This is a genomic window from Brevundimonas sp. LF-1 (genome assembly GCF_037055305.1).
GTDB lineage: Bacteria > Pseudomonadota > Alphaproteobacteria > Caulobacterales > Caulobacteraceae > Brevundimonas > Brevundimonas sanguinis.
On the sequence record NZ_CP146349.1, the window covers coordinates 1,147,955 to 1,173,102 of the forward strand.

At 69.0% G+C, this 25,148-nt stretch carries 27 protein-coding genes and 1 pseudogene; 20 read left to right on the forward strand and 8 right to left on the reverse strand.

Going from position 1 to position 25,148, the window contains the following annotated elements:
• Positions 1-13 precede the first annotated feature (13 nt).
• Positions 14-667 carry a fructose-6-phosphate aldolase gene (fsa, locus tag V8F63_RS06105; RefSeq protein ID WP_392354787.1) on the reverse strand — a complete coding sequence of 218 codons (654 nt, stop codon included), beginning with the start codon at positions 665-667 and terminating at the stop codon, positions 14-16.
• Between the two features lie 169 nt (positions 668-836).
• Here fsa and V8F63_RS06110 point away from each other — a divergent pair, with 169 nt between their 5' ends.
• A complete protein-coding gene (locus V8F63_RS06110) occupies positions 837-2,999 on the forward strand; it encodes a primosomal protein N' (protein ID WP_392354788.1) in 2,163 nt (720 codons plus the stop codon).
• Positions 3,000-3,157: 158 nt separating this feature from the next.
• Here V8F63_RS06110 and V8F63_RS06115 read toward each other — a convergent pair whose 3' ends face one another.
• Genes V8F63_RS06115 through V8F63_RS06125 form a run of 3 tightly spaced genes read right to left on the reverse strand, consistent with a single transcriptional unit; the run spans position 3,158 to position 5,861 of the window.
• Positions 3,158-3,925, reverse strand: a complete 768-nt coding sequence (locus tag V8F63_RS06115; protein WP_392354789.1) for a glutaminyl-peptide cyclotransferase — start codon at positions 3,923-3,925, stop codon at positions 3,158-3,160.
• Positions 3,926-3,969: 44 nt separating this feature from the next.
• On the reverse strand, positions 3,970-4,797 hold the full coding sequence (locus tag V8F63_RS06120) for a TerC family protein (RefSeq protein ID WP_134582184.1): 828 nt from the start codon (positions 4,795-4,797) through the stop codon (positions 3,970-3,972).
• Positions 4,782-5,861 (reverse strand): cation diffusion facilitator family transporter, encoded by a 1,080-nt coding sequence (locus V8F63_RS06125; protein WP_392354790.1) that lies wholly within the window; start codon positions 5,859-5,861, stop codon positions 4,782-4,784. Before V8F63_RS06125 ends, V8F63_RS06120 begins: the two co-directional genes overlap by 16 nt.
• 226 nt (positions 5,862-6,087) lie before the next feature.
• Between V8F63_RS06125 and V8F63_RS06130 the strand changes: the two genes are divergently transcribed.
• The 5 genes from V8F63_RS06130 (at position 6,088) to V8F63_RS06150 (ending at position 10,977) form a co-directional block, all read left to right on the forward strand.
• A complete protein-coding gene (locus tag V8F63_RS06130; RefSeq protein ID WP_392354791.1) occupies positions 6,088-6,642 on the forward strand; it encodes a F0F1 ATP synthase subunit delta in 555 nt (184 codons plus the stop codon).
• Between the two features lie 67 nt (positions 6,643-6,709).
• The gene (gene atpA / locus V8F63_RS06135) at positions 6,710-8,242 is read left to right on the forward strand and encodes a F0F1 ATP synthase subunit alpha (RefSeq protein ID WP_392354792.1); all 1,533 of its coding nucleotides are present in this window, start codon (positions 6,710-6,712) and stop codon (positions 8,240-8,242) included.
• Positions 8,243-8,279: 37 nt separating this feature from the next.
• Complete coding sequence (locus V8F63_RS06140; RefSeq protein ID WP_134582187.1) at positions 8,280-9,149, forward strand: F0F1 ATP synthase subunit gamma; 870 nt, start codon at positions 8,280-8,282, stop codon at positions 9,147-9,149.
• A gap of 37 nt (positions 9,150-9,186) precedes the next feature.
• A complete protein-coding gene (gene atpD / locus V8F63_RS06145; protein ID WP_392354793.1) occupies positions 9,187-10,704 on the forward strand; it encodes a F0F1 ATP synthase subunit beta in 1,518 nt (505 codons plus the stop codon).
• A gap of 3 nt (positions 10,705-10,707) precedes the next feature.
• Positions 10,708-10,977, forward strand: coding sequence for an ATP synthase F1 subunit epsilon (locus V8F63_RS06150; protein ID WP_003167474.1), 270 nt, complete (start codon positions 10,708-10,710; stop codon positions 10,975-10,977).
• Between the two features lie 239 nt (positions 10,978-11,216).
• On the opposite strand, the gene V8F63_RS06155 is transcribed toward V8F63_RS06150, so the two are convergent.
• Positions 11,217-11,693 (reverse strand): RNA pyrophosphohydrolase, encoded by a 477-nt coding sequence (locus V8F63_RS06155; RefSeq protein ID WP_392354794.1) that lies wholly within the window; start codon positions 11,691-11,693, stop codon positions 11,217-11,219.
• A gap of 77 nt (positions 11,694-11,770) precedes the next feature.
• Between V8F63_RS06155 and V8F63_RS06160 the strand changes: the two genes are divergently transcribed.
• Positions 11,771-12,166, forward strand: coding sequence for a hypothetical protein (locus V8F63_RS06160; protein WP_227157878.1), 396 nt, complete (start codon positions 11,771-11,773; stop codon positions 12,164-12,166).
• A 49-nt stretch (positions 12,167-12,215) separates the two neighbouring features.
• Here the strand turns inward: V8F63_RS06160 and V8F63_RS06165 are convergent.
• Positions 12,216-13,188 (reverse strand): annotated as a pseudogene (locus V8F63_RS06165) (ABC transporter ATP-binding protein).
• 189 nt (positions 13,189-13,377) lie between these two features.
• Between V8F63_RS06165 and V8F63_RS06170 the strand changes: the two are divergent.
• The 13 genes from V8F63_RS06170 to V8F63_RS06230 all read left to right on the forward strand — a co-directional run bounded on the left by V8F63_RS06170 (position 13,378) and on the right by V8F63_RS06230 (position 22,428).
• Positions 13,378-13,668, forward strand: a complete 291-nt coding sequence (locus V8F63_RS06170; RefSeq protein WP_253122881.1) for a hypothetical protein — start codon at positions 13,378-13,380, stop codon at positions 13,666-13,668.
• A 161-nt stretch (positions 13,669-13,829) separates the two neighbouring features.
• Positions 13,830-13,964 (forward strand): zinc-finger domain-containing protein, encoded by a 135-nt coding sequence (locus V8F63_RS06175; RefSeq protein WP_392355048.1) that lies wholly within the window; start codon positions 13,830-13,832, stop codon positions 13,962-13,964.
• A 9-nt stretch (positions 13,965-13,973) separates the two neighbouring features.
• Positions 13,974-14,414, forward strand: coding sequence for a lactoylglutathione lyase (locus tag V8F63_RS06180; RefSeq protein WP_392354795.1), 441 nt, complete (start codon positions 13,974-13,976; stop codon positions 14,412-14,414).
• A complete protein-coding gene (locus tag V8F63_RS06185; protein ID WP_035302177.1) occupies positions 14,411-15,028 on the forward strand; it encodes a DUF6655 family protein in 618 nt (205 codons plus the stop codon). The genes V8F63_RS06180 and V8F63_RS06185 overlap by 4 nt, the downstream gene beginning before the upstream one ends.
• Positions 15,029-15,164: 136 nt before the next feature.
• Positions 15,165-15,851, forward strand: coding sequence for a nicotinate-nucleotide adenylyltransferase (locus tag V8F63_RS06190; protein WP_227157874.1), 687 nt, complete (start codon positions 15,165-15,167; stop codon positions 15,849-15,851).
• 114 nt (positions 15,852-15,965) lie between these two features.
• The gene (gene rsfS / locus V8F63_RS06195; RefSeq protein ID WP_134582192.1) at positions 15,966-16,412 is read left to right on the forward strand and encodes a ribosome silencing factor; all 447 of its coding nucleotides are present in this window, start codon (positions 15,966-15,968) and stop codon (positions 16,410-16,412) included.
• 24 nt (positions 16,413-16,436) lie between these two features.
• The gene (rlmH, locus tag V8F63_RS06200) at positions 16,437-16,901 is read left to right on the forward strand and encodes a 23S rRNA (pseudouridine(1915)-N(3))-methyltransferase RlmH (RefSeq protein ID WP_025976872.1); all 465 of its coding nucleotides are present in this window, start codon (positions 16,437-16,439) and stop codon (positions 16,899-16,901) included.
• Complete coding sequence (locus V8F63_RS06205) at positions 16,901-17,995, forward strand: peptidoglycan DD-metalloendopeptidase family protein (RefSeq protein WP_392354796.1); 1,095 nt, start codon at positions 16,901-16,903, stop codon at positions 17,993-17,995. Before rlmH ends, V8F63_RS06205 begins: the two co-directional genes overlap by 1 nt.
• Before the next feature lie 362 nt (positions 17,996-18,357).
• Positions 18,358-19,857, forward strand: a complete 1,500-nt coding sequence (locus V8F63_RS06210) for a S41 family peptidase (protein WP_392354797.1) — start codon at positions 18,358-18,360, stop codon at positions 19,855-19,857.
• A gap of 60 nt (positions 19,858-19,917) precedes the next feature.
• The gene (locus tag V8F63_RS06215) at positions 19,918-21,123 is read left to right on the forward strand and encodes a divergent polysaccharide deacetylase family protein (RefSeq protein WP_392355049.1); all 1,206 of its coding nucleotides are present in this window, start codon (positions 19,918-19,920) and stop codon (positions 21,121-21,123) included.
• An 82-nt stretch (positions 21,124-21,205) separates the two neighbouring features.
• Entirely contained in the window at positions 21,206-21,688 is a 483-nt protein-coding gene (locus tag V8F63_RS06220) for a hypothetical protein (RefSeq protein WP_392354798.1), read from the forward strand.
• 41 nt (positions 21,689-21,729) lie between these two features.
• Positions 21,730-22,179, forward strand: coding sequence for a hypothetical protein (locus V8F63_RS06225; protein WP_392354799.1), 450 nt, complete (start codon positions 21,730-21,732; stop codon positions 22,177-22,179).
• A 51-nt stretch (positions 22,180-22,230) separates the two neighbouring features.
• On the forward strand, positions 22,231-22,428 hold the full coding sequence (locus V8F63_RS06230; RefSeq protein ID WP_025976092.1) for a hypothetical protein: 198 nt from the start codon (positions 22,231-22,233) through the stop codon (positions 22,426-22,428).
• A 51-nt stretch (positions 22,429-22,479) separates the two neighbouring features.
• Here the strand turns inward: V8F63_RS06230 and bioB are convergent, their stop codons facing one another.
• The gene (gene bioB / locus V8F63_RS06235) at positions 22,480-23,496 is read right to left on the reverse strand and encodes a biotin synthase BioB (RefSeq protein ID WP_253122895.1); all 1,017 of its coding nucleotides are present in this window, start codon (positions 23,494-23,496) and stop codon (positions 22,480-22,482) included.
• A gap of 75 nt (positions 23,497-23,571) precedes the next feature.
• Positions 23,572-25,056, reverse strand: a complete 1,485-nt coding sequence (locus V8F63_RS06240; protein ID WP_025976094.1) for a globin-coupled sensor protein — start codon at positions 25,054-25,056, stop codon at positions 23,572-23,574.
• Positions 25,057-25,148: the final 92 nt, after the last annotated feature.

Consider the following 25,148-nt stretch of genomic DNA (forward strand, 5'->3'; position numbering starts at 1 on the left):
TCTTCGGGTCAAATTACAAAATGGACTGACCGGTCTTGCCCCAGTCCGCCAGAAACGCATCCAATCCCTTGTCGGTTAACGGGTGCTTGACCAAGGCCTTGAAAACCTCGGCCGGAATGGTCGAGGCGTCTGCGCCGGCCAGGGCGGCGGCGGTCACATGATCCGCATTGCGCACCGAGGCGGCCAGGATTTCCGTGCTGAAGTCGTGGATGTCGTACAGGGTGCGGATGTCTTCCAGCAGGCCCACGCCGTCGGCGCCGACATCGTCCAGACGGCCGACGAAGGGCGAGATGAAGGTCGCGCCGGCCTTGGCGGCCAGCATGGCCTGGGCGGCCGAGAAACACAGGGTGACGTTGGTCTTGATCCCCTTGTCGGCGAAGGCGCGGGTGGCGCGCAGGCCGTCCCACGTCAGCGGCAGCTTGACCACGACGTTGGGGGCGATGGAGGCCAGCTTGTCGCCCTCCTTGACCATGGTCTCGAAGTCGGTGGCCACGGCCTCGGCCGAGATCGGCCCCTCGACCAGGGCGCAGATTTCGGCGATGACCTCGGCGATGTTGCGACCCGACTTGGCGATCAGGCTAGGATTGGTGGTGACGCCGTCCACCATCCCGGTGGGCAGCAGGTCCTTGATGACGGCGACGTCGGCGGTGTCGAGAAAGAGTTTCATGGGGATGAGTTCTAACCCTGACCAACGCGAAGGGCGACTCCTTTTCCTCCCCATTTCATGGGGAGGGGGACCACGTCGTGGTGGAGGGGCATGCCCGGTTTGAAGCAGCCCCTCCGTCACGGCGCTGCGCGCCGCGCCACCTCCCCACACAGTGGGGAGGAGAAGCCGCGTGAAGGTCGCCTCCGTCCTCATCCCCCTGCCGGTGCCGGAAGCCTTTGACTACGAAGTGCCTGAGGAATTGACGGTCATGCGCGGCGATCAGGTCGCCGTGCCGCTGGGGCCGCGCCTGATCCGGGGCGTAGTGGCCGAAGTGTTCGAGACGACCGGCTCCAACCGCAAGCTCAAGGCGGTCGAGCAGGTGCTGGACGATCCGCGCCTGCCGGAACGCACGCTGGACTTCGTCGAATGGGCGGCGCGCTGGACGCTCAGCCCGCCTGGGGAGGTGGCGGCCACGGCGCTGAAGGGGCTGCGCGCGCCGCGGCCCCGGCCCGAGCGGCGGGTGCGGCGTGTCGAGGGCCGCAGTCCCGCCCGTCCGACGGCGGCGCGCACGGCGGTGCTGGAGGCCCTGGGCCAACGATCCATGCCCGGCCCCGATCTGGCGCGGGCGGCGGGCGTCTCGTCCGGGGTGGTCAAGGGCCTGGTCGATGAAGGGGTGCTGGAGCCGTTCGAGGTCGAGGCGGTCGCCGCCTTCGACCCGCCCGATCCCGACCATGCGCCCGCGACCCTGAACCCGGATCAGGCGGCCTCGGCGGCGGCCATTGCGGACGCTGTGGCGGCGGGCGGCTTCGCCCCCTTCCTGCTGGACGGGGTGACGGGCTCGGGCAAGACCGAGGCCTATCTGGAGGCGGCGGCGCGGGCGCTGCGGGCCGATCCGACGGCGCAGGTGCTGATCCTGCTGCCCGAGATCGCCCTGACCCAGGCGGTGATCGAGCGCATCACCGCCCGCTTCGGCGTCGCCCCGGCCGAATGGCATTCCGGCGTCGCCCCGCCGCGCCGGCGACAGGCGTGGGAGGCGGTGGTCTCCGGCCGCTGCAACATCGTCGTCGGCGCGCGCTCGGCCCTGTTCCTGCCCTACGCCAACCTGAAGCTGATCGTGGTGGACGAAGAGCACGACGGCTCGTTCAAACAGGAGGAAGGGCTAGTCTATCACGGCCGCGACCTGGCCGTGGCGCGGGCGCGGATCGAGGGGGCGACGGTCGTCCTCGCCTCGGCCACCCCGTCGCTGGAGACGCTGTGGAACGCCCATCAGGGGCGGTATCGCTGGCTGAAGCTGGCGGCGCGACACGGGGCGGCGGTCCTGCCCGAGATCGGCCTGATCGATCTGCGCGACTGTCCGCCGGACCCGCAGACCTGGCTGTCCGCACCTTTACGCGAAGCCATCGGCGAGACGCTGACGCGCGGCGAGCAGAGCCTGCTGTTCCTCAACCGGCGCGGCTACGCCCCGGTGGTGCTGTGCCGGTCGTGCGGGCATCGGCTGACGGCGCCGGACACGGACTCCTGGCTGGTCGAGCATCGCTACACCGGGCGGCTGGTCTGCCACCTGACCGGCTTCTCCATGCCCAAGCCCAAGGCCTGCCCGTCATGCGGGGCCGAGGACTCGCTGGTTCCCGTGGGGCCGGGCGTCGAGCGGGTCGAGGAAGAGGTGCGCCAGCTACTCCCCCAGGCGCGCACCGCCGTGTTCAGTTCGGACACCGTGCCGGACGGCAAGTCGGCCCGCGCCCTGATCCAATCCATGGCCGACGGCGAGATCGACATTCTGGTCGCCACCCAGGCTGCGGCGAAAGGCCACAACTTCCCGCGCCTGACGCTCGTGGGCGTGGTGGACGCGGATCTGGGCCTGCGCGGCGGCGACCTGCGCGCGGCCGAGCGCACCTATCAGCTGCTGGCCCAGGCCACGGGGCGGGCGGGGCGGGCGGACAAGCCGGGCCGCGCCCTGCTGCAGACCTGGACGCCCGAGCATCCGGTGCTGCAGGCCCTGGCGGCGGGCGACCGCGACGCCTTCGTCGAGGCCGAGATGGCCGAGCGCGAGGCGGCCTCCCTGCCGCCGCACGGTCGTCTGGCGGCGCTGATCCTGTCCAGCGAGAACGCCATGGCGGTCGAGAAGGTCGCCCGCGACCTGGCCGAGGCCATCCCCAACGCCGAGCGGCTGGAGGTCTATGGTCCCGCCGACGCGCCCCTGGCCCTGGTGCGCGGGCGGCGGCGCAAGCGGCTGTTGGTGCGGGCGGATCGCGACGTGAACCTGCAGGCCTTCCTGCGCGCCTGGCTGGCGCGGGTGAAGGTCCCGGCGTCCGTCAGACTGACCGTGGACGTGGATCCTTATAGTTTCTTGTAGGGCGCTATCGCTCGCCGCCGGCGGCTCGCTGCTTGAGCGCGTCCCTTACATCCGCTCACCCCGGCGGACGCCGGGGCCCAGTGAGAGCCTCAGACGCGGTCGTTTGCAGCCAAAGGACTGGATCCCGGCGTCCGCCGGGACGAGCGGGAAGAAGGGGCTTATCGCGGCCCGGTGAGCCGGATCTCGAACAGGGCGGGCCAGTCCTTGCCGGTGACGAACAGGCGGCGGCTCTTGGCGTCCCAGGCGATGCCGTTCAGCACGTCGTCGGCCGGATCCTGCACCGGATCCTTGAGCAGGCCGGTCAGGTCGATGACCCCGACCACCTGGCCGGACGCCGGGTCGATGCGGACGATGAAGTCGGTCTGCCAGACGTTGGCCCAGACCTCGCCGTCGATCCATTCCAGCTCGTTCAGTCGGCCCAGCGGGCGGCCGTTCAGGGTGACGGCGACGCGGCCGGTCTCGGCCTGGCTGTCGAGGTCGAGAAAGCGCAGGGTCGCCGATCCATCGGACAGGATCAGGCGCGACCCATCGTGGGTCAGCCCCCAGCCTTCGCCCGCATAGGCGAAGCGCGACAGGGGGCTCAGGTCCTTGGCGTCCCAGATGAAGCCGACGCCGTTGATCCAGGACAGGGAGAAGACGCGCCCGTCCTTCTCGGTCAGGCCCTCGCCGAAATATTCGGGGTCGAGTTCATGGCTCTGAAGCACGACGCCGTCCTCCAGCCGCACGCGGCGGACGCTGGAGGGGTTGCGGCCGGTGCTCTCGATCAGCACGCCGTCGCGGATGACCAGCCCCTGGGTGAAGGCGGCCGGATCGTGGGGAAAGGCCCGCACCACCTCATAGCCGTAGACCGCAATCGGCGCGGGCGCTGGGCGGGCGGGGAAGATGCGGGGGCCGGCCCTGGCGCTTGCGCCGCCGCCGGCGCGCAAAGCGCCAGCAGAAGCATCGCCAGGACCGGCCCCGCGCCCATGTCTTAGACGCCGGGCTCGGCGGTTTCGGCTTTGTTGAGGGCGGCCCGCGCGGCTTCCTGGGCCTGGGCCTTTCTGATCTGGGCGTTGCGCGACCACATGTTCAGGCCTTCCACCAGAGCCGAGAAGGCCATGGCGGCGTAGATATAGCCCTTGGGCACATGGACGCCGAAGCCGTCGGCGATCAGCACGGCGCCGATCATCAGCAGGAAGCCCAGGGCCAGCATGACCACGGTCGGGTTCTTGTCGATGAAGTTGGCCAGCGGATCGGCGGCCAGCAGCATGACGGTCACGGCGGCGATGACGGCCACCATCATGATGGGCACGTGTTCGGTCATGCCGACGGCGGTCAGGATCGAATCGACCGAGAAGACCAGGTCCAGCAGGATGATCTGGAAGATGGCCGCGCCGACGTTGTTGAGGACGACGTCCTTCTTGTCCTTCTCCAGCAGATCGTTCGACGGGGTGGTGTCGACCGAGTGGTGGATTTCCTTCGTGGCCTTCCACAGCAGGAACAGGCCGCCGGCGATCAGGATCAGATCGCGCCACGAGAAGGCGGTGTCGAAGGTCTCGCCGTGGAAGCCCAGGTCGAACACGGGCTGGGTCAGGCCGACGATCCAGCCGATGGTGGCCAGCAGGCCCAGACGCATGATCAGGGCCAGGCCGATGCCGATGCGGCGCGTGCGTTGGCGATGCTCGGGCGGGAGCTTGTTGGAGAGGATCGAGATGAAGATCAGGTTGTCGATCCCCAGCACGACCTCCATGACCACCAGAGTCACGAGGGCCGCCCAGGCGGCGGGGTCGCTGAGGAGCGGGGTTATGCTTTCAAGCATCGGGTTTCCAGGATGTGATGGTGAGCATAAGCGGTAACGGGGCCGTGAGGTTGCATCAAGCGGTCGTGCGCGGCGTCGTGGTCGCACCCCCGGCACATCGGACACCAGGGCGCCCGGCCCGCCCCCGCCATGACGGCCGCGCGGACCGCCGCGTGGCTGGCCAGGCTCTGGGCCTCGACATAGATGCGGCCTGCCTGGGGGTGGTCGGCGCGGATGCGCTGCTCCAGCCGCGCCACGGCAGCCTCGACATCGGCGGCGCTGAGCCGGTCGTCGAAATCGAGGCTGAGGGCGACCAGAATCTCGTTGGGGCCGAAATGCATGGTGCGCAGGTCGTTCAGACCCTCGACGCCCGGCTCGGAGCGGGCGATGGCGGCGATGCCGGCCCGCGTGGCCGGATCGGCGGCCTCGCCGGTCAGCAGGCTCTGGCTCTCGAAGGCCAGGAAGCCGGCGGTCAGGGCCAGCACGATCCCGATGGCTACGGAGGCGACCCCGTCGATGACGGGCAGGCCGAAGACGTGGCTGGCGACCACCCCGATCAGGGCGATGACCAGGCCGGTCAGGGCGGCGGTGTCCTCGAACAGGACGGTGAAGACGGTGGGGTCCTTGCTGTCGCGCACGGCGGCCAGCCACGGGCGGCCGCCGCGCTGGCCGTTGAAGGCCCTCAACGCCACCCACCAGGAGCCGCCCTCGAACAGCACCGCCAGCCCCAGCACCAGATAGTTGACCCAGGGGTTCTGGATCGGCTCGGGCGCGCGGATGCGCTCGAGCCCGTGCAGGATCGAGATGACCGCCCCCAGGCCGAAGATCAGGATGGCGACGACGAAGGTGTAGAAATAGAGCTGAAGCCCGTGACCGAAGGGATGGCTCTCGCTGGCCGGCCGCGCGGCGCGGCGCAGGCCGATCAGCAGCAGGACCTGATTGCCGGTGTCCACGGCCGAGTGGATCGCCTCGCTCATCATGGCGGCCGAGCCGGTGAACAGGGCGGCGGCGAATTTCGTGATGGCGATGGCGGCGTTGCCCGCCAGGGCCGCGAAGATCACCTGCTTGGATGTAGAGGCGGCCATGACATCCCGCTTCGGTTCGACCAAAGGAGCGCGGGTGCGGCGTTATCGTTCCGCGCCCCTTGGTTGCGGCTTGCGGCCTTGCATGGTATCAGCCGCGCGGCTTTAGCGAAGGGCGTATCGAAAGATGCGTCCCCAGCGTGCTTTCTCAAAGCATATCAGGCCCTTGACTGGCGCAGGCGACTGCGGCCGGTCTTGCGACAATCGCTTCAGACGCGGACCAATATAAGTGGCGGACGATTTCAGGACGACGGAAGTCGGCGGACGGTATGCACAGGCGCTGTTCGACCTGGCGGATGAGACGGGGGCGCTGGACGCCGTGCGCGCCGATCTGGCTTCGCTGAAGGCGGCCTGGATCGACAGCGCCGACCTGCGCCGTCTGGCGACCTCGCCGCTGATCTCTTCGGATGATCAGGTCAAGGGTCTGGCGGCCATCGCCGACAAGGCGCAGTTCACGGCCACGACGCGCAACTTCCTGGGCCTGCTGGGCCAGAACGGCCGCGCGGCGGACCTGCCGGGCGTGATCGCCGCCTTCGAGGCGCTGTACGCCAAGAAGACGGGCGTGGTGGCCGCCGAGGTGACTTCGGCCGTGGCGCTCAGCGCCGCTCAGACCAAGACGATCCAGAACGAGCTGCGCGCCGCCCTGGGTCGCGACCCCGAACTGACCGCCCGCGTCGATCCGTCGATCCTGGGCGGCCTGAAGGTCAAGGTGGGCTCGAAGCTGTTCGACGCCTCGCTGAAGACCAAGCTCGACCAGATGACCTTTGCGCTGAAGCGCGCCTAAACCCCGAATTCCAGTTCAAGCCGGGCCAGCGGGCCCGCACCGAAGACGAAAGCCGAAAGAGCCAATCATGGATATCCGCGCCGCCGAAATCTCGGCCATCCTCAAGTCGCAGATCGCCAACTTCGGCGTAGAAGCCGACGTTTCCGACGTCGGCCAGGTGCTGTCGGTCGGCGACGGCATCGCGCGCATCCACGGCCTGGACAACGTCCAGGCGGGTGAAATGGTCGAGTTCACCAAGGCCGGCGTGAAGGGCATGGCCCTGAACCTGGAACGCGACAACGTCGGCGCCGTGATCTTCGGCGCGGACGCCGCCATCGCCGAGGGCGACGACGTGCGCCGCCTGGGCGAAATCGTGGACGTGCCGGTCGGCAAGGGCCTGCTGGGCCGTGTCGTCAACCCGCTGGGCGAACCGATCGACGGCAAGGGCCCGATCCAGTTCACCGAGCGTCGCCGCGTCGACGTGAAGGCCCCTGGCATCATCCCGCGCAAGTCGGTTCACGAGCCGATGCAGACGGGCATGAAGGCGATCGACACCCTGATCCCGGTCGGCCGCGGCCAGCGCGAGCTGATCATTGGCGACCGTCAGGTCGGCAAGACCGCCGTCGCCATCGACACCATCCTGAACCAGAAGACGGTCAACAGGTCGGACGACGAGTCGGCCAAGCTGTACTGCATCTACGTCGCCATCGGCCAGAAGCGCTCGACCGTGGCCCAGATCGTCAAGACCCTCGAAGAGTCGGGCGCGCTGGAATACACCATCGTCGTGGCCGCCACGGCGTCGGAACCGGCCCCGCTGCAGTTCCTGGCTCCGTTCGCCGGCACCGCCATGGGCGAGTATTTCCGCGACAACGGCATGCACGGCCTGATCATCTATGACGACCTGTCCAAGCAGGCCGTGGCCTACCGCCAGATGTCGCTGCTGCTGCGCCGTCCGCCGGGCCGCGAAGCCTACCCGGGCGACGTCTTCTACCTGCACAGCCGCCTGCTGGAGCGTTCGGCCAAGCTGAACGAGGACTACGGCTCGGGCTCGCTGACCGCCCTGCCGATCATCGAAACCCAGGCCAACGACGTGTCGGCCTACATCCCGACCAACGTGATTTCGATCACCGACGGCCAGATCTTCCTGGAATCGGACCTGTTCTATCAGGGCATCCGTCCGGCCGTGAACGTCGGCATCTCGGTGTCGCGCGTGGGCTCTTCGGCCCAGATCAAGGCCATGAAGCAGGTCGCCGGTTCGATTAAGGGCGAACTGGCCCAGTATCGTGAAATGGCCGCCTTCGCGAAGTTCGGCTCGGACCTGGACGTCTCGACCCAGCGCCTGCTGGCCCGCGGCGCCCGCCTGACCGAGCTGCTGAAGCAGCCGCAGTACTCGCCGCTGGCCGTCGAGGAGCAGGTCGTGTCGATCTACGCCGGCACGCGCGGCTATCTGGACGGCATCGCCGTTTCGGACGTCGGCCGCTTCGAGAGCGAACTGCTGGCCCGCGTTCACGCCAACCACGCCTCGCTGCTGGAAGGCATCCGCACCAAGAAGGCCCTGACGCCCGAGCTGGAAGCCGAGCTGAAGGACATCCTGGCGGCCTTCGCCAAAACCTTCGCCTGATCGTTCGGCCCTGTAGTCAAAGGAAGAGCAGAGCCGGATGGCTAGCCTCAAGGAAATGCGCGATCGGATCGGAAGCGTCAAAGCGACGCAGAAGATCACGAAAGCCATGCAGATGGTCGCCGCGGCCAAGCTGAAGCGCGCCCAGGAGCAGGCGGAGAACGCCCGCCCCTATGCGTCGCGGATGGCCTCGGTCATCGCCAACCTGGCGGCGGGCGTCGGCGACGACGGCCCGCGCCTGATGACCGGAACCGGCGCCGACCAGAAGCACCTGGTCGTCGTCGCCACGGCCGACAAGGGTCTGGCGGGCGGGTTCTCGACCAACGTCATCCGCGCTGCGCGCGATCACATCAACAGCCTGATCGCCAACGGCAAGGACGTCGAGATCGTCGCTGTCGGCCGCAAGTCGCGCGACCAGCTGACCCGCCTGTTCGGCGACCGGGTCGTCAAGACTTTTGAACTGAGCGAGCACAAGACGGTGGGCCTGCATTCGGCCCAGCCGATCGCCGAACTGCTGGCTGAAAAGTTCGAGGCGGACGAGGCCGACAAGGTCACGCTCTTCTACAGCCAGTTCAAGTCGGTGATCTCTCAGGTCCCGTCGTCGCGTCAGCTGGCCCCGGCCGAAGTCGACGCCGACGCCTCGGCCGACGCCGGCGCGCTCTATGAGTACGAGCCGTCGGAAGAGGACATCCTCGAGACCCTGCTGCCGCGCAACCTGACGACGCAGATCCTGGCCGCCCTTCTGGAAAACCAGGCCGGCTTCTTCGGCGCCCAGATGGCTGCGATGGACAACGCCACGCGCAACGCCGGCGACCTCATCAGCGCCTTGACGCTGCAGTACAACCGTTCCCGCCAGGCCCAGATCACCACCGAGCTGATCGAGATCATCGCCGGCGCTGAAGCGCTCTGATCCCGACACAGCCGACATTCGACACGGATAAACCCCGATGACCGACACCACCGCCCCCAAGAAACCCGCCGCCAAGAAGCCGGCCGCCAAGAAGGCCGCTCCGGCCGCCGCTCCCGTCGCTGTCGCGGGCCAGGGCAAGATCGCCCAGGTCATCGGCGCCGTCGTCGACGTTGAGTTCACCGGCCACCTGCCGGGCATTCTGAACGCTCTGGAAACCCAGAACGTCGACCAGAAGACGGGCGAGCCCTTCACCCTGGTCCTGGAAGTCGCCCAGCACCTGGGTGAGAACATGGTCCGCACCATCGCCATGGACACGACCGAAGGTCTGACGCGCGGCCAGGCCGTCGTCGACACCGGTAAGTCGATCATGGCCCCGGTCGGCCCGGGCACGCTCGGCCGCATCATGAACGTCGTCGGCCAGCCGATCGACGAAGCCGGTCCGATCAAGACCACCGAGTTCCGCCCGATCCACCGCGAGGCGCCTTCGTTCGAAGAGCAGTCGACCTCGTCGGAAATCCTGGTCACGGGCATCAAGGTCATCGACCTGATCTGCCCCTACACCAAGGGCGGCAAGACCGGCCTGTTCGGCGGCGCCGGCGTCGGCAAGACCGTGACCATGCAGGAACTGATCAACAACATCGCCAAGGCGTACGGCGGTTATTCGGTTCTGGCCGGCGTGGGCGAACGCACCCGCGAAGGCAACGACCTGTATCACGAGATGATCGAGTCGAATGTGAACGTCGCCGGCGGCGGCGAAGGCTCCAAGTGCGCCCTGGTCTACGGCCAGATGAACGAGCCCCCGGCCCGCGCCCGCGTGGCCCTGACCGGCCTGGCCCAGGCCGAATACTTCCGCGATGAAGAGGGCAAGGACGTCCTGCTGTTCATCGACAACATCTTCCGCTTCACGCAAGCTGGTTCGGAAATGTCGGCTCTGCTGGGCCGCATCCCCTCGGCCGTGGGCTATCAGCCGACGCTGGCCACCGAGATGGGCAACCTGCAGGAGCGCATCACCTCGACGAAAAAGGGCTCGATCACCTCGATCCAGGCCATCTACGTCCCGGCTGACGACCTGACCGACCCGGCGCCCGCCGCCTCGTTCGCTCACTTGGACGCGACGACGGTTCTGAACCGCGACATCGCCGCCCAGGCCATCTTCCCGGCCGTGGACCCGCTGGACTCCACCTCGCGGATCATGGACCCGCTGGTGATTGGCGAAGAGCACTACACGGTCGCCCGCCGCGTTCAGGAAATCCTGCAGCAGTACAAGGCGCTGAAGGACATCATCGCCATCCTGGGCATGGACGAGCTGTCGGAAGACGACAAGCTGGTCGTGTCGCGCGCCCGCAAGATCCAGCGCTTCCTGTCGCAGCCCTTCTTCGTGGCCGAACAGTTCACCGGCTCGCCGGGCAAGTTCGTCGAGCTGGCCGACACCATCCGCTCGTTCAAGGCCATCTGCGACGGCGAATACGACCACCTGCCGGAAGCCGCCTTCTACATGGTCGGCGCCATCGAAGAGGCCGTCGAGAAGGCCGCCAAGATGGCTGCGGAAGCCTAAGTCATGGCCGGTAAGCTGAACTTCTCCCTCGTCGCCCCGGAACGCGAAGTCTTCGCCGGTTCGGTCGATCAGGTCGATGCGCCGGGCGTCGAGGGCGACTTCGGCGTCCTGCCGGGCCACGCGCCCTTCATGACCACCCTGCGCGAAGGCGTGGTGACCGTCTATGACGGCGCCCAGCGTCGCCGCTTCGAGGTCAAGGGCGGCTTCGCCGACGTCAACGGCGAAGGCCTGACCATCTTGGCCGAAGAGGCCTCGGAGCTGACCGCGAACTAAGGCGTCGCGCGGCTGAAACGATCAAAGGCCCCTCGCTCTGGCGGGGGCCTTTTGTTTTGGGCGATGGCTTTTTTGCATTGGCGGAAGGGCGCCCAATCCTCGTCATCCTCGGGCTTGACCCGAGGATCGGACGGTCCGCCGCCGCGACGTTGCAAAGGGGCGGGCGCGCCCTGCGCTCGATCCTCGGGTCAAGCCCGAGGATGACGGAAGTGAAGGGCCGAGGGGTTGGGGGCGCGCGCCTAGGCGGCCCACTCTCCGAACGCCTGCACCACCTGCTCATAGACCGGCCGCTTGAACGGCACGATCAGGCTGGGGGCCTCGTCCAGCCGCCCCCAGCGCCAGGCGTCGAATTCCGGCTCGCCGTGGGCGTTCAGGTCGATCTCGTCTTCGGCGCCGGTCAGGCGGAAGGCGAACCACTGCTGGCGCTGGCCCTTCAGCCCCTTCCAGTTCTTCGGGCTCGGCAGGCCTTCGGGGAAGTCATAGGGGATCCAATCCCTCGTGCGCCCCAGAAGGGCGATGGAGCGCACGCCGGTCTCTTCATGCAGTTCGCGCCGGGCGGCGGCCTCCAGGTCCTCGCCGTCGTCCACGCCGCCTTGCGGGAACTGCCAGTTCCACGGCTCAGGCGTGTCGGCGCGGCGGCCGAACCAGACCTGGCCGGCCGGGTTGAACAGGACGACCCCGACATTGGGGCGATAGAGGGACAGATCGATGCTCATGCTGTTCGCATACGCCGCCGTCTCGATGCGGGCTAGGCGTCAACGTCCGGGAAAGGCGCCGCGACTAAGGTCGCCGCATGGACAGACGTCATCTGATCGGCCTGACTTTGAGCGCCTTGACGCTGGCGGGCGCGGCGCAGGCTTCGCCTGAGAAGAGCGGCGGCGGCAAGGGCGGCTATCTGTCCTTGCCCACCGCCACGGCCACGGTTCTGCGCCGCGACGGGCGGCGCGGGGTCATGACGGTCGAGACCGGGCTGGACATCGCCGACGGCGCCCTGATGGAGCGGGCGCGCCTGTCGCAGCCGCGCCTCAGCGCCGCCTATAACGAGATCGTCCGCATCGCCGCCGAGCGGCTGCTGCCGGACGCGCCGCCGAATGTCGAATGGCTGGTGGTGGCGTTGCAGCACGCGACGGACGCGATCCTGGGCAAGCCGGGGGCCAAGCTGCTGCTCGGCACGGTGATGGTGGGCTGACGCGTTCTTCAGGGGCCTATCGCCCTGCGGGCTGCTTGAGGCCGGGTCGTCAGTCCTGCGTCGGATCCGGGCGGCTGGCGTCGCCGTAGGTCATGGCCAGGAAGACGTCTTCGAGATCCGGGTCCTCGGTGGCGATGTCCTTGATGGTCACGCCCGCAGCGCGCACCGCCGCCAGCACCTGTTCGACGCTGGACTCGCCCGTGCGGTAGGTGACCACGAAGGCGCCGTTGGCGCGCGGGGCGACGTGGAAGCCGTTCAGGACCGGCAGGGTCTCGGGCGCCGTCTCGGGCGTCACCACCACGTTGCGGGTGTCCAGCCGCTTCAGCAGCTGCTCGGTCGGCTCGCAGGCCACGACCTCGCCGCGGTTGATGATGGCGATGGTGTCGCACAGCTCCTGCGCCTCTTCGAGGTAGTGGGTGGTCAGGATCACCGTCACCCTCCTCGTTGATCTTGCGGACATAGTCCCACAGCTGGCGGCGCAGCTCGACGTCCACGCCCGCCGTCGGCTCGTCCAGGATCAGCACGGGCGGATTGTGCACCAGGGCCTTGGCCACCATCAGGCGCCGCTTCATGCCGCCGGACAGGGCGCGGACATAGGCGTTGGCCTTGTCCGACAGGCCCAGGGCCGCCAGCAGCTCGTCCGAGCGGCGCTCGTTCGCGGGCACGCCGTAAAAGCCGGCCTGGACCTCCAGCGCCTCGCGCGGGGTGAAGAAGACGTCGGCGACGATTTCCTGCGGCACCACCCCCAGGGCCGAGCGGGCGTCGCGCGCCTCATGGTCGATGTCGCGGTCCCAGATCCGGACCGTGCCCTCGGACTTGTTCACCACGCCCGCGATGATGTTGATCAGGGTCGACTTGCCCGCGCCGTTGGGCCCCAGAAGCCCGAACATCGAGCCGCGCGGCACTGTCAGGTCGACCCCGCGCAGGGCCGTCTTCGGCGGCGACTTGCGCGAGCCCTTGTAGGTCTTCTTCAGCCCCCTGACCTCGATGGCGTTGACGGGCAGGGCGGGGGCTTGGGTCATGGCGCGGACTTCGACTCGGGCAGGGAGGGGCGGACGGCATAGGTAGGGGGCGCGGCGCCGTTCGCCAAGGCGTCGTTGCGAAGGTGAAGACAAGGCTGCGAGACGATATGTAAAAGTCGCTTGACGTCACCTCCAGGCGTGTCTAGCTTGCTTGTCAGAAAGACAACTTCGCTTAGATAAGGAAACGCCATGACCACCGCCATCGCCTCGCGCAAAACGCTGACGCGCACCCGCCTGATCGGCTTTATCGCCATGGGTTTCTGCGCCGTCGGCTACGTCGGCTTCGCCCTGGCGCTGGGCGCCGGCAAGATGGAATACCTGCCGATGACCCAGGCGGCGATCATCGCCGCCGTCGCCGCCGTGGTCGGCGAGGTCGGCCTGTGGGTCGGCGCCGGCTGCCTGGGGTTGACCCTGTTCAAGAAGCGCAAGGCGCTGTTCGACAAGGTGATGGGCCGCAAGCCCGCCGCGTCGGACGTTTGACCTGAGGTTCCGGTCCGCCTAGGAACGGCGCAAAGCCTCTCCAGACCGGACCGGATCATGCCTCCCCGTCATCTCGAAGCCGTCATTCCTCCCCCGAAGAGATCGTCGTCTCGACCAAGCGCGTCGCCTGCGACGGCGGCGGCGGCGCCCTGGGCCACCCGCTGGTCTATATGGACATGGGCGAGGACGACTTCATCGAGTGCGGCTATTGCGACCGCCGCTTCGTGCTGTCGGCGCACCCGCAGCCGGAGAACGAATACCTCGACCCGGCGGCCCGCCCGCCCGAGGCGCACTGAGGCGGGACGATGCGTTTTCTGCACACCATGGTCCGGGTGAAGGATCTGGACGCCTCGATGCGTTTCTACTGCGACCTGCTGGGTCTGCAGGAGACGCGCCGCGCCGACTATGAGGCCGGGCGTTTCACCCTGGTCTATCTGGCGGCCCCTGCGGACAAGGCGCGCGCCGAGGCCGAGAAGTCGCCGGAAGTCGAACTGACCTACAACTGGGACGATCAGGATTACGACGGCGGCCGCAACTTCGGCCACCTGGCGTTCCAGGTCGACGACATCTACGCCGCCTGCCAGCGCCTGATGGACGGCGGCGTAGTCATCAACCGCCCGCCGCGCGACGGCCACATGGCCTTCGTCCGCTCGCCGGACGGCATCTCGATCGAACTGCTGCAGGCGGGCGAGCGTCTGTCTCCGGCCGAGCCGTGGGCCTCCATGCCGAACGTGGGCGCCTGGTGAGGACTGCTCTCCGTCTCCTGCCCGCCGCCTTGGTCCTGACCCTGGGCGCCTGCGCCATGGTGACCGAGACCAATCCGGCGCGGACGGCCACCGACATGCTGCTGGTCAACCGGGCGGCCGACCGCGCGGTCGAGGGCCTGACCCTGCCCATCCCCCAGGGCGCGCGCGTCTTCGTCGACGAGACCTATTTCCAGGCCGAGAACGCCCGCTATGCGCTGAGCGCCATCCGCGCCGCCCTGTCGGAAGCCGGCTACGCCATCGTGCGCGAGCGGGGCGAGGCCGACGCCATCTTCGAGGTGCGCGCCGGCGCCCTGTCGCTGGATCAGTTGCGCCGGGTGGTCGGCATCCCCGACATGCGGGTGCCGATCAATGAGAGCCTGAACGTCGTCTCCATCCCCGAGGTGTCGCTCTACTCCAACCGCGACCGCATGGGCGTGGCCGAGTTCTCGGGCTTCCTCTACGACGCGCGCACCGGCATGCCCCTGGGCGCCGTCACGCCCATGATCGGCCAGTACAAGATCCGCAGCCACAAGGCCTTCATGATGCTGACCTGGGGCCAGCAGCTGGCCCAGCCGGGCGAGCGCGATCCGGGATCGAGCTGGAAGGAATTCTAGGGCGGGGCCAAATCGCCCTTGCGCCGTTCGGTCCGTTCGCGGAGCGAGACAGGCGCGTTCGGCCGTGTTAGGGCGCAAGTGAGCATAAGGCGTTCCGGCCGCGCTCATTGTTCGCCGCCCGCCGCAAGAGACGCCCTTGTCCTTCTTCCACGCCGGTCCTGCGCCGAAAGGCTCCGGTCTTCGCCGAGGCGCCCTGCGCGACGGGCTGGACCTGGCGCCGGGGATGAAGGTCGGCCTGTTCGGCGGCTCGTTCAATCCGGCCCACGACGGCCACGCCCATGTGGCGGCCACCGCCATGCAACGACTGGGGCTGGACCGGGTGGTCTGGCTGGTCTCGCCGCAGAACCCGCTGAAGTCCGCCCATGAGACCGCCCCCTTGGCCGAGCGGATGGCCTCGGCGCGGGCGGCCGCGGCGACGGTCGGCCCGGCCATGATCATCTCGGATTTCGAGACGCGGGCGGGTACGCGCTGGACCGTGGACACCCTGCGCGCCATCGTCGCGCGCCATCCGGGGGTGCAGTTCGTCTGGCTGATGGGGTCTGACAATCTGGCGGATTTCCATCGCTGGCGCGGCTGGACCGACATCATGCGGCTGATGCCCGTGGCGGTGATCGCCCGGCCCGGCAGCCTGCTGGACAGCCGCACGGCGCCGGCGGCCGTGCGTTTCGCGCGGTATCGCGTGCCGATGGCCCAGGCCGGCCTGCTGCCCAGCCTTGAGGCGCCGGCCTGGACCTATCTGTCGGCGCCCCTGAATCATCGTTCCTCGACCGCTATTCGGGCCGCGCGGGCGGCGCGAAGCGAAGAGTCGCCGCCAGCCGGGTGACCTTTCGCGCCGGGCGTGCTATAGTGGGCTTTTAGTAAATCGCCTTGGAGCCCTCCGCTGACCCCCTCGACCGCGCACGATGCGCAAGACGCCGTTTCCAATGCGGCGCACGAAATGGACCTGATGGATTCCGTCCATTCCGAAGACGGTCAGGCCGAGGACGGCCCCAGTAGCGACGAGTCCGGCGATGGGCGCCAGCCTCTGCCGGTCGGCGCGACCGAGCTGGAACAGGCCATCCTCGCCAAACTCGACGAAGACAAGTCTCAGGACATCGTCCTGATCGACCTGCGCGGCAAGAGCCCGATGACCGACGCCATGATCGTGGCTTCGGGTCGTTCGCACCGCCACGTCGGCGCCATCGCCGACCACCTGCTGCGCCTGTTCAAGGAGCAGGGGCTCGGCAAGGTGAAGGTCGAGGGCCTGCCGCACTGCGACTGGGTGCTGCTGGATGCGGGCGACGTCATCGTCCACCTGTTCCGTCCCGAAGTGCGCACCTTCTACAACATCGAGAAGATCTGGGCTGTCGACAGCGCCCACCGCGGCGGCCCCGTCCGCGGCTGAACCACCTGACGGCGGGCTGACCTCATGAAGCTGGCGATCGCGGCCATCGGCAAGCCGGGCCGCGGTCCCGAGGCGACACTCGCCGAGGACTACGCCCGGCGCGCCACCCTGTCGGGGCGGGCGCTGGGCCTGGGGCCTCTCGAACTCATCGACCTAGAGCCGAAGAAGCCCGGCAAGGCGCCGGAGGCCGAGCTGCTGCTCGCCGCCGCCGAAGGCGCGCACCTGATCGCCTGCGACGAGCGGGGGCGGACCTATTCCTCGCGCGCCTTCGCCGACCATGTGGCGGCCCTGCGCGACCAGGGCGAACGGCGCCTGGTCTTCGTCATCGGCGGCGCCGACGGTCTGGACGAAAGCGTGCGCCGCGCCGCGCGTTCGACCCTCGCCTTCGGGCCGCAGACCTGGCCCCACGCCCTGGCCCGCGCCATGCTGGCCGAACAGCTGTATCGGGCCGTGACGATCCTGGCCGGTTCGCCCTATCATCGCGACTGATGCGACGCGGGGCCGCTCTTCTTCTGACCTCCTGCAGCCTGCTGCTGGCCCTGGCTGGGCCGGCGGCCAGCCAGCGCGCGGGCCAGGCCAACGCCGAGCTGACCCGGCTTCAGGCCGAGTATCGCGACGAGACCGCCCGCGCCCGCCGTCTGCGCGCCGAGGCCGCCGCCGCCGCCGAGGAGATCGTCGACCTGGACCGCCAGCTGCGCGACCTGCGCCGGGCCGAGGCCGAGGACGACGTGCAGCTGGAGGCCCAGCGCGCCCGGCTGAAGGAGCTGGCCGAGCGTGAGGCCGCCCTGGTCGCCGCCCTGTCGCGCGAGCGCGCGGCGCAGGGACGGCTGCTGTCGGCCCTGCAGATGATGAGCCGCAAGCCGCCGCCGACTCTGCTGATCCCGGCCGATCAGGCCGTGGATACGGTGCGCGCCTCCATCCTGATCCGGGCTATCACGCCCGACCTGCAGAAACGCGCCGAAACCCTGGTCGAGCGCCAGGTCGAGATCGGCCGCATCCGCCGCCTGGCCGCCCTGTCCAGCGAGCGCCTGTTCACCGTCGAGAGCGCCCAGAACGACCGCCGCGCCGAAATCGAGGGCCTGACGGCGCGCAAGACCGCCCTGCGCTCGGTCCTGCGGGCCGAGGCGGCGCGGGCCGAGCGCGCGACACGGGCGCTGGAAGCCCGCATCCTCGAACTGGGCGGGCAGACGCCGCAGGTGGCCGAGGCGCCCGAAGCGGCGCCCGCCGCCCGCCTGCCTGCGGGCCGCAGCCGCCTGACCCCGCCGATCGCGGGGACGCCCTCGCAACGCTTCGGCGGCCGTTCGGCCGGTTGGAGCTGGCGCTCCAGCCATGAGGCGGTCGGCGCGCCCGCGGCGGGCCGCGTCGCCTACGCCGGGCCGCTGAAGGAGTGGGGCGAGGTGGTGATCCTGGACCTGGGCCCCGGCTGGCGCGCCGTGATCGCGGGCCTGGACCGGCTGGAGGTCGAGACGGGCCAACGCGTCGGCGACGGCCAGACCCTGGGCCGCACCGGCGAAGACGGCGAGGCCTATTTCGAACTGCGCCGCCAGGAACGGCCCATCGATCCGGCGCCGTGGCTCCAGTAAGGGGGCCTGTCTGCCGCCGTCATCCGTCTATCCCGCCTGCATCCACCCATCCTGCCGTCATCCTCGAGCTTGACCCGAGGATCGGGCCTTCCGTCTGCGCGACCCAAGCCAGGTCAGGCGCGTCCTGCACTCGATCCTCGGGTCAAGCTCGAGGATGACGGCTAGGAGAAAGGCAGTCGCAGGGCGAAGCAGGCGGCAGGGGGCGTCGTGCGGCAAGCTCTCTCCCATCCAACCGCGCGAAATTCCTTTCAAATCGGCGCGGACGCTGATTGTATCGGCCGAACTGTCGCGCGCGCCGTTTGCGGCGTCCGCGCCGCCCTGGACGACCGGAGCCGAGAGCGGATCCGATGGAAAGAGACCGAATGCGTAAACTGCTTCTCGTGGGCGCCGCCGCCCTGGCGCTGGGCGGATCGGCGGCGGCTGTCGCCAGCCAGACTCCGCGCAACGAGACCTTCCGGATGCTCGAGATGTTCGGCGACGTGCTGGGCATCGTCGAGCAGGCCTATGTCGTTCCGGTCGATAACAAGAAGCTGATCGAGGCCGCCCTGCAGGGGATGATGACGGCGCTCGATCCGCATTCCAACTACCTGCCCGCCAAGGGGTTCGACGACCTGCGCGAACGGACCTCGGGCGAGTATTCGGGCGTCGGCCTGACCATCACTTCCGAAGGCGGGCTGGTGAAGGTCATCTCGCCGATGGACGACAGCCCGGCCGGGCGCGCCGGGGTTCAGGCGGGCGACGTCATCAGCGCCGTCAACGGCCAGAACGCGGCGGGCCTCAGCGTCTCCGAGGTCTCTGACAAGCTGCGCGGCGCCACCGGCACCAGCGTCACCGTGACCTTCCTGCGCGACGGCGAGGAGCCGCGCGAGGTCGTGCTGACCCGCGAGGTCATCAAGGTCGAATCCGTCACTGGCCGTCTGGAAGGCGACTTCGGCTACCTGCGCGTCTCCACCTTCAACGAGAACACCGGCCGCGAGCTGACCGAGACCATCGAGCGGCTGAAGCGCGAGAAACCTGGCCTGAAGGGCTATGTGCTGGACCTGCGCAACAACGGCGGCGGGTTGCTGACGGCGGCCATCGACGTGTCCGACGCTTTCCTGGAGCGCGGCGAGATCGTCAGCCAGCGCGGCCGCAAGCCTGAGGATATCGAACGCTACGCCGCCAAGCCGGGCGACCTGACCGGCGGCCTGCCGGTGGTGGTGCTGATCAACTACGGCTCGGCCTCGGCGTCCGAGATCGTGGCGGGCGCCCTGAAGGATCAGGAGCGGGCGACGGTCGTCGGCCTGACCAGCTTCGGCAAGGGGTCGGTGCAGACGGTGATCCCGCTGCGCGGCGGCCGCGACGGCGCTCTGTCGATCACCACGGCGCGCTACTACACGCCGTCGGGCCGCTCGATCCAGAAGATCGGCATCGAGCCGGACCTGGAGGTGGCCCGTTCCGAGGCCGAGGCGCGCATCGTCTCGCGCTCCAGCTTCATCTATTCCGAGGCGGCCTATTCGACGGCGCTGGACTCCTCCATCGGGGCCGAGCGCAAGGGGCCGCACACCCCGCGCGAGGCGCCGGGCGCCGACTACGCCAAGGACAAGGACTATCAGCTGGAGCGGGCGCTGGACGTGCTGCGCGCCGGCGGCGACCTGACCAAACTGGCCGCCGCGCCCGAAGGGATCGTCATCACCGAACCGGGACAGGACAAGGTCGAGACGGCCGAGACCGACACGCCCAAGGTCACGGTCGCGCCGAAAGACCCCCGGCGCCGCGCGCCCCGGAAATCACGCCGGGGAACAAGCCGAAGAGCGACTGAGGCGCGGCCCTCGAACGTGGTGAACGCGCCGTTAGGGTTTCTTAACCGGCGCAGGGCTTAACTGAGGCTGAAGGGCGCCGCGCCTGTGCGGCGCCTGCAAGTTCGAGCCGCCATCCTGACCATGTTCGCCAAGCGCCAGTCCGCCCTAGCCGCCGCCGCAGGCGCGCCGCCGGAGCCCCGGTCGCGCGTCGCCATGGAGCCGGTCCTCAACGCCCTGAAGAAGCCGCCCGTCGCGGCGGGCGCGGCCGGGGTCTTCGTCATCGGCGCGGCCGCCCTGTTCGTCGCCGTTCTGGGCGATCCGCGCGCCGGCGCGCCGACGGCCAGCGCGCGCCTTGAGCGTCCCGCCGCCGCCGACACGGCCCCGACCGGCGCCGAGGCCTTCGGCTTCAGCGGTCTGGACATCTATCAGGACCTTGGTCCCATCGACCCGGCCCTGATGGGCGAAGAGGGCGGCGCTATGGGGGGCGAGGCCCTCATCACCCTGCCCGACGGCGCCAGCGTGGCCTCGGGCCAGGGCTTCAGCGCCCCGGTGCGCGCCCCGTCCAATCCCTTGCCCAAGGCGCCGATCGCCGGCCTGTTCCAGCCCGGACCGAACGGCCCCCTGCCGCGCATCGCCGCCGACGGCCGCGTGCCGGCCCAGGCCTACGCTCGGCCCTTCCGCTCGAACGGGAAGCCCATGGTGGCCCTCGTAGTCGGCGGTCTGGGTCTGAACAGCGCCACCACCCGCGCGGCGATCGAACGTCTGCCCGCCGAGGTGACCCTGTCCTTCGTGCCCTATGCTGAAGGCCTTCAGACCTGGATCGACATGGCCCGCGCCCACGGCCATGAGGTGATGATCGAACTGCCGATGGAGCCCACCGGCTATCCCGACAACGACCCCGGCCCCTACACGCTTCTGTCCAGCGGCGGCGGCGACGACGTGGCGGTCAAGCTGGACTGGCTGCTGGCGCGCGCCACGGGCTATTTCGGCGTGACCAACTATCTGGGCGACCGGTTCGCGACCTCGGACGAGAGCATGGGCGCGCTGATGACCCATCTGCGCCAGCGCGGCCTGGCCTTCCTCGACGACGGTTCCATGCGCCGCCGCCCCGGCGCCTTCGCCCGCGCCAGCGCCGACCGCATCATCGACGAGGAACAGAGCCCCGCCGCCATCCTGCGCCAGTTCAACGCGCTAGAGGCCGCCGCCAAGACCAACGGCGCGGCGCTGGGAACCGGCTTCTCCTACCCCGTGACCGTCGAGGCGGCCGCCCGCTGGACGTCGGGGCTTGAGGCGCGCGGCCTGCAACTGGCGCCCGCCTCTGCGATGACCCGGCGGCCGGGGCGCTAAGGCAGGGGCTGCTTCTTCGGCTAGGCGAACGGCGTGATGTCGACTAGGGTATCGATGTTCGTGTCGGCAGGAGGTCTGGGAAGTGAGCAGCTTTCGTATGGGCGCCCTCTGGGCCGCGCTGGCGTTAACGGGGCTGGCCTCAACGGCTTTGGCGCAGGCGCAGCCTGACGTCACGGTCCTGCCTGAAGTCGCTGTGCAGGGCCGGGCGACGCCTGAGGCTGTGCGTGACTTCGTCGGTCGAGTGGCGGCGCCGTCTCCGGGCCGCCCGCTCGCGCAATGGCGCGGGCCGATCTGCCCTGGGGTGGTCAACCTGGAACGCGAGCCCGCCCAGGCGATCATTGATCGCGTGAGCCGGACTGCGGCAGGCCTGGGGCTTCATACAGGCAAACCGGGCTGCGAAAGCAATCTGGTCGTGGTTTTCGCCGAAGACGGCCGCGCGACGGCTCAGAGTTTGAACCAGGCGAACCCCCAACTGTTCCGACAGAATGTCACCGGTTGGGATGCGGGCCGGGGGCGTTCCGCGCCTTTCTGGCGGACGAACGGCCTGTGCGCTGGTGGTCTCTGAGCATCCCTACAGATCCAGATACGGGGCAGCGCGGGGTGCGGATGCCCGGCGAGAGAGGCGGCGTAGTTGTTGACGGAGAAATCGCCGGAATCCTGAACTGCAACCAGCACGACTGCGCCATTGGCGCTGCACCCATCATAAAGCGCCGCCAGGGCAATACGCGGCTTGACGCGGCCGTGGTGGAGACGCTTTTCAAGGTGATTGTCATCGTTGACATGGATTTGATCGGCTCCGTCAATACGACGCAGCTTGCCGATTACGTTTCTATGATCGCCTTGGCGCAGATCGACGCCAGCGCCGACACGACAGGGTTTGATACGGTCCTGAACCTCTTCTCCGGGAGCCTTCCTGCCGGACTGACCGAATGGGACAGATCCTATCTTGCGGCTCTATATGCGCCTCGCGCGCGGAGGCGCTCGGTGTCGGCGCAAGCTGAAGCGGTCGCTGAAGTGATGACGCGAAGCGAACTGACTGCGCGACGCCAGCCCTGAAGACGGCGCAAAATCTCGGCCCTGAACGCGTCGCCGTGTTACAGATCGAGCATGAGCACTGACGACGATCACACCCCCGCCGCCGAACCCGCGGACGCTGTTGCCGGCGAGACGCCTGTTCAGCGGGCTCTGCGGCTCAAGAAGGCGGCGCTCGAGGCGCGGCCGAAGCCGCCGCGCGGCGGGCGTTTCCAGCGTGAGCAGGCCGCCCGCATCAAGAGCGGGGCGGCGCGGCCCTGGATGAGCAAATAGCGGCTCCGCCCTCCCGGCCGAGGATGGCTGAGGAGGAGGGGGCGGCGAGCCCTAAGCCCGCGCCTCGATCTTCAGCGGCATGGGCTTCAGGTCCAGCAGGGCGAACAGTTTGGCGTCGTCGTCCTCTTCCGGGTTCGGCGTGGTCAGCAGCTTGCCGCCGACGAAGATGGAGTTGGCGCCGGCCAGGAAGCACAGGGCCTGCATTTCCGGCGTCATGCCTTCGCGGCCGGCCGACAGGCGCACCATCGACTTGGGGCAGACCAGACGGGCGACGGCGACGGTGCGGACGAACTCGATCGGGTCGATCTCGCCTTCCTTCAGCACCCGCTCGCCCAGCGGCGTGCCGCCGACGGGGACCAGGGCGTTGACCGGCAGGCTGTCGGGGTGGACGGGCAGGGTGGCCAGGGCGTGCAGCAGGCCCGCGCGGTCGCGGCGCTTCTCGCCCATGCCGACGATGCCGCCGCAGCAGGTCGACATACCTGCGTCGCGGACGTGCTGCAGCGTCTCCAACCGGTCCTGATAGGAGCGGGTCGTCACCACCTCGGCGTAATACTCCGGCCCGGTGTCGAGGTTGTGGTTGTAGTAGTCGAGGCCCGCGTCCTTCAGCTGTTTCGCCTGGTCGGCGTTCAGCATGCCCAGGGTGGCGCAGGTCTCCAGCCCCAACGCCTTCACGCCCGAGATCATGGCCGCCAGCTTGGGCGTGTCGCGGTCCTTCAGCTCGCGCCAGGCGGCGCCCATGCAGAAGCGGCTGGCCCCGCCCGCCTTGGCCGCCATGGCCTCGGCGATGACGGCGGTGGGCTCCATCAGCTTTTCAGCCTTCAGCCCGGTCTTGAAGCTGGCCGACTGCGAGCAGTAGCCGCAGTTTTCGGCGCAGCCGCCGGTCTTGACCGACAGCAGTTGGGATTTCTGGACCTCGTTCGGGTCGAACCAGCGGCGGTGCACGCTCGCCGCCTCGAACACCAGCTCCATGAAGGGGCGGGCGAACAGGGCCTCGACCTCCTCCAAAGTCCAGTCGTGACGGGGGATCGAGAGATCGCGGGCGGGTCGGATCGAAGCGTCGTCAGCCATGGGGCGACGGCTTAGACGACTTGCGGCCGATCCGCCAAGCCTGTCTTGGCCGCACGATGTTGCGCGAGGCGCCCGTCAGGCGACCAGGCGCGGCCCCGCCGCGCTGGCGACCGGACGGTCCAGGCGGAAGCGGCCGACCTGTTGGTTCAGGCTGACAGCCTCATTGGCCAGCTGGCGGGCGGCGGCGGTGGCCTCCTCGGTCATGGCGGCGTTCTGCTGGGTGATGTCGTCCATCTCGCCCATGGCGCGGCGGACGCGGGCCAGGCCTTCCGCCTGTTCCTGAGCCGAGCCGGCGATGCCGCCCGCCAGGCCGTCGACGGCGGTGACCTTGGCGCCGATGCGCTCCAGCGCCGCGCCGGTGCGCTCGACCAGATCGACCCCGCGCGCCACCTGTGCCGAGGAGGTGGAGATCAGGGTGCGGATCTCGCCCGAGGCTTCGGACGAGCGCTGGGCCAGGGCGCGCACTTCCTGGGCCACCACGGCGAAGCCGCGGCCGGCGTCGCCCGCGCGGGCGGCCTCGACCCCGGCGTTCAGCGCCAGCAGATTGGTCTGGAAGGCGATCTCGTCGATCAGGCTGGTGAAGCGGGCGATCTCGGCCGAGGATTCAGCGATGGCGTGGATGGCGGACACCGCGTCGCCGACCACCTGCGTCGTGTGTTCGACATCGGCGCGGGCGGCGGCCAGGGCCTCCGCGGTCTGGCGCGCGCCGTCGGCGGTGGCGGCCACTTCGCGGGCGATGGCGTCGGCTTCGTTGACGGTCCGCTCCAGATTGGCGGCCTGACGCTCGGTGCGGCTGGCCAGATCCTCGGAGGCGACGGCCAGTTGGCTGGAGCCGGCGCTCAGGCTCTCGACGCTGTCGGCCACGGCGCGCACGGCGGTGCGCAGGGCGCGGGTCGCGGCGTGGAAGTCGTTCTGCAGCGAGCGATACTGCTCGGGGAAGGTTTGGGGGATGGTCACCGACAGGTCGTTGTCGGCCAGGCTGTGCAGGGCGGCGCCCAGCGCCCGCACCACCTCGGCCTGTCGCGCCTCGGCGGCGTCATGTTCGGCCTGAACGCGGTCGCGCTCTTCCTGCAGGGCGTCCAGATAGATGGAGATGGCCAGGTCCATGTCCAGCATGACCCGCTGGGTCAGTTCGGCGACGGCCTCGGCGGTGATGCGGTCATGTTCGCGGCGATTGGCGAACAGCTTTTTCGGCCGCTCGACGATGGCGCGGGTCAGGTGGGCCAGGATCACGCTGTAGCCGCCGATGTACCAGCGGGGCTCCAGACCGATGCGGGCGTGAACCCGGCCGATGGTGCGCACCGAGGCGGCGTAGTCCTCGTCGGCCCGGCCGTCGATGATGGCGTCCCAGTGGCGTTGCTGGGCGTTGCTGGCGGCGCTGATGTGGCCTTCGTCGCGGAAGAAGCGGCGCATCTCAGGCTCGGCGCGCACCTTGTCGTAGAAGGCGGCCAGGGCCAGAGGCGCGTTCTTGCGCAGCACGCCGGAAACGGCGCTGTAACCGGCGGACGGCCGACCCAGACCCATGAAGTTCATGCGGCGGTCGATCTCGTGGGAAGCCATGACGCAATACTCACTGCAACGGCAGGGCGGGGAGAGCCCTTAATACCCCTTGTCATCAAGAGGGTATTGGCCGGGTTAAGCCGGGGATGCGT

Coding starts and splice junctions, on each gene's coding strand:
- fsa (WP_392354787.1), bottom strand. CDS start 667: ATGAAACTCTTTCTCGACACCGCCGACGTCGCCGTCATCAAGGACCTG.
- V8F63_RS06120 (WP_134582184.1), bottom strand. CDS start 4,797: ATGCTTGAAAGCATAACCCCGCTCCTCAGCGACCCCGCCGCCTGGGCG.
- V8F63_RS06125 (WP_392354790.1), bottom strand. CDS start 5,861: ATGGCCGCCTCTACATCCAAGCAGGTGATCTTCGCGGCCCTGGCGGGC.
- atpA (WP_392354792.1), top strand. CDS start 6,710: ATGGATATCCGCGCCGCCGAAATCTCGGCCATCCTCAAGTCGCAGATC.
- V8F63_RS06140 (WP_134582187.1), top strand. CDS start 8,280: ATGGCTAGCCTCAAGGAAATGCGCGATCGGATCGGAAGCGTCAAAGCG.
- atpD (WP_392354793.1), top strand. CDS start 9,187: ATGACCGACACCACCGCCCCCAAGAAACCCGCCGCCAAGAAGCCGGCC.
- V8F63_RS06150 (WP_003167474.1), top strand. CDS start 10,708: ATGGCCGGTAAGCTGAACTTCTCCCTCGTCGCCCCGGAACGCGAAGTC.
- V8F63_RS06155 (WP_392354794.1), bottom strand. CDS start 11,693: ATGAGCATCGATCTGTCCCTCTATCGCCCCAATGTCGGGGTCGTCCTG.
- V8F63_RS06160 (WP_227157878.1), top strand. CDS start 11,771: ATGGACAGACGTCATCTGATCGGCCTGACTTTGAGCGCCTTGACGCTG.
- V8F63_RS06170 (WP_253122881.1), top strand. CDS start 13,378: ATGACCACCGCCATCGCCTCGCGCAAAACGCTGACGCGCACCCGCCTG.
- V8F63_RS06180 (WP_392354795.1), top strand. CDS start 13,974: ATGCGTTTTCTGCACACCATGGTCCGGGTGAAGGATCTGGACGCCTCG.
- rsfS (WP_134582192.1), top strand. CDS start 15,966: ATGGACCTGATGGATTCCGTCCATTCCGAAGACGGTCAGGCCGAGGAC.
- rlmH (WP_025976872.1), top strand. CDS start 16,437: ATGAAGCTGGCGATCGCGGCCATCGGCAAGCCGGGCCGCGGTCCCGAG.
- V8F63_RS06205 (WP_392354796.1), top strand. CDS start 16,901: ATGCGACGCGGGGCCGCTCTTCTTCTGACCTCCTGCAGCCTGCTGCTG.
- V8F63_RS06210 (WP_392354797.1), top strand. CDS start 18,358: ATGCGTAAACTGCTTCTCGTGGGCGCCGCCGCCCTGGCGCTGGGCGGA.
- V8F63_RS06215 (WP_392355049.1), top strand. CDS start 19,918: ATGTTCGCCAAGCGCCAGTCCGCCCTAGCCGCCGCCGCAGGCGCGCCG.
- V8F63_RS06225 (WP_392354799.1), top strand. CDS start 21,730: ATGCCCGGCGAGAGAGGCGGCGTAGTTGTTGACGGAGAAATCGCCGGA.
- V8F63_RS06230 (WP_025976092.1), top strand. CDS start 22,231: ATGAGCACTGACGACGATCACACCCCCGCCGCCGAACCCGCGGACGCT.
- bioB (WP_253122895.1), bottom strand. CDS start 23,496: ATGGCTGACGACGCTTCGATCCGACCCGCCCGCGATCTCTCGATCCCC.
- V8F63_RS06240 (WP_025976094.1), bottom strand. CDS start 25,056: ATGGCTTCCCACGAGATCGACCGCCGCATGAACTTCATGGGTCTGGGT.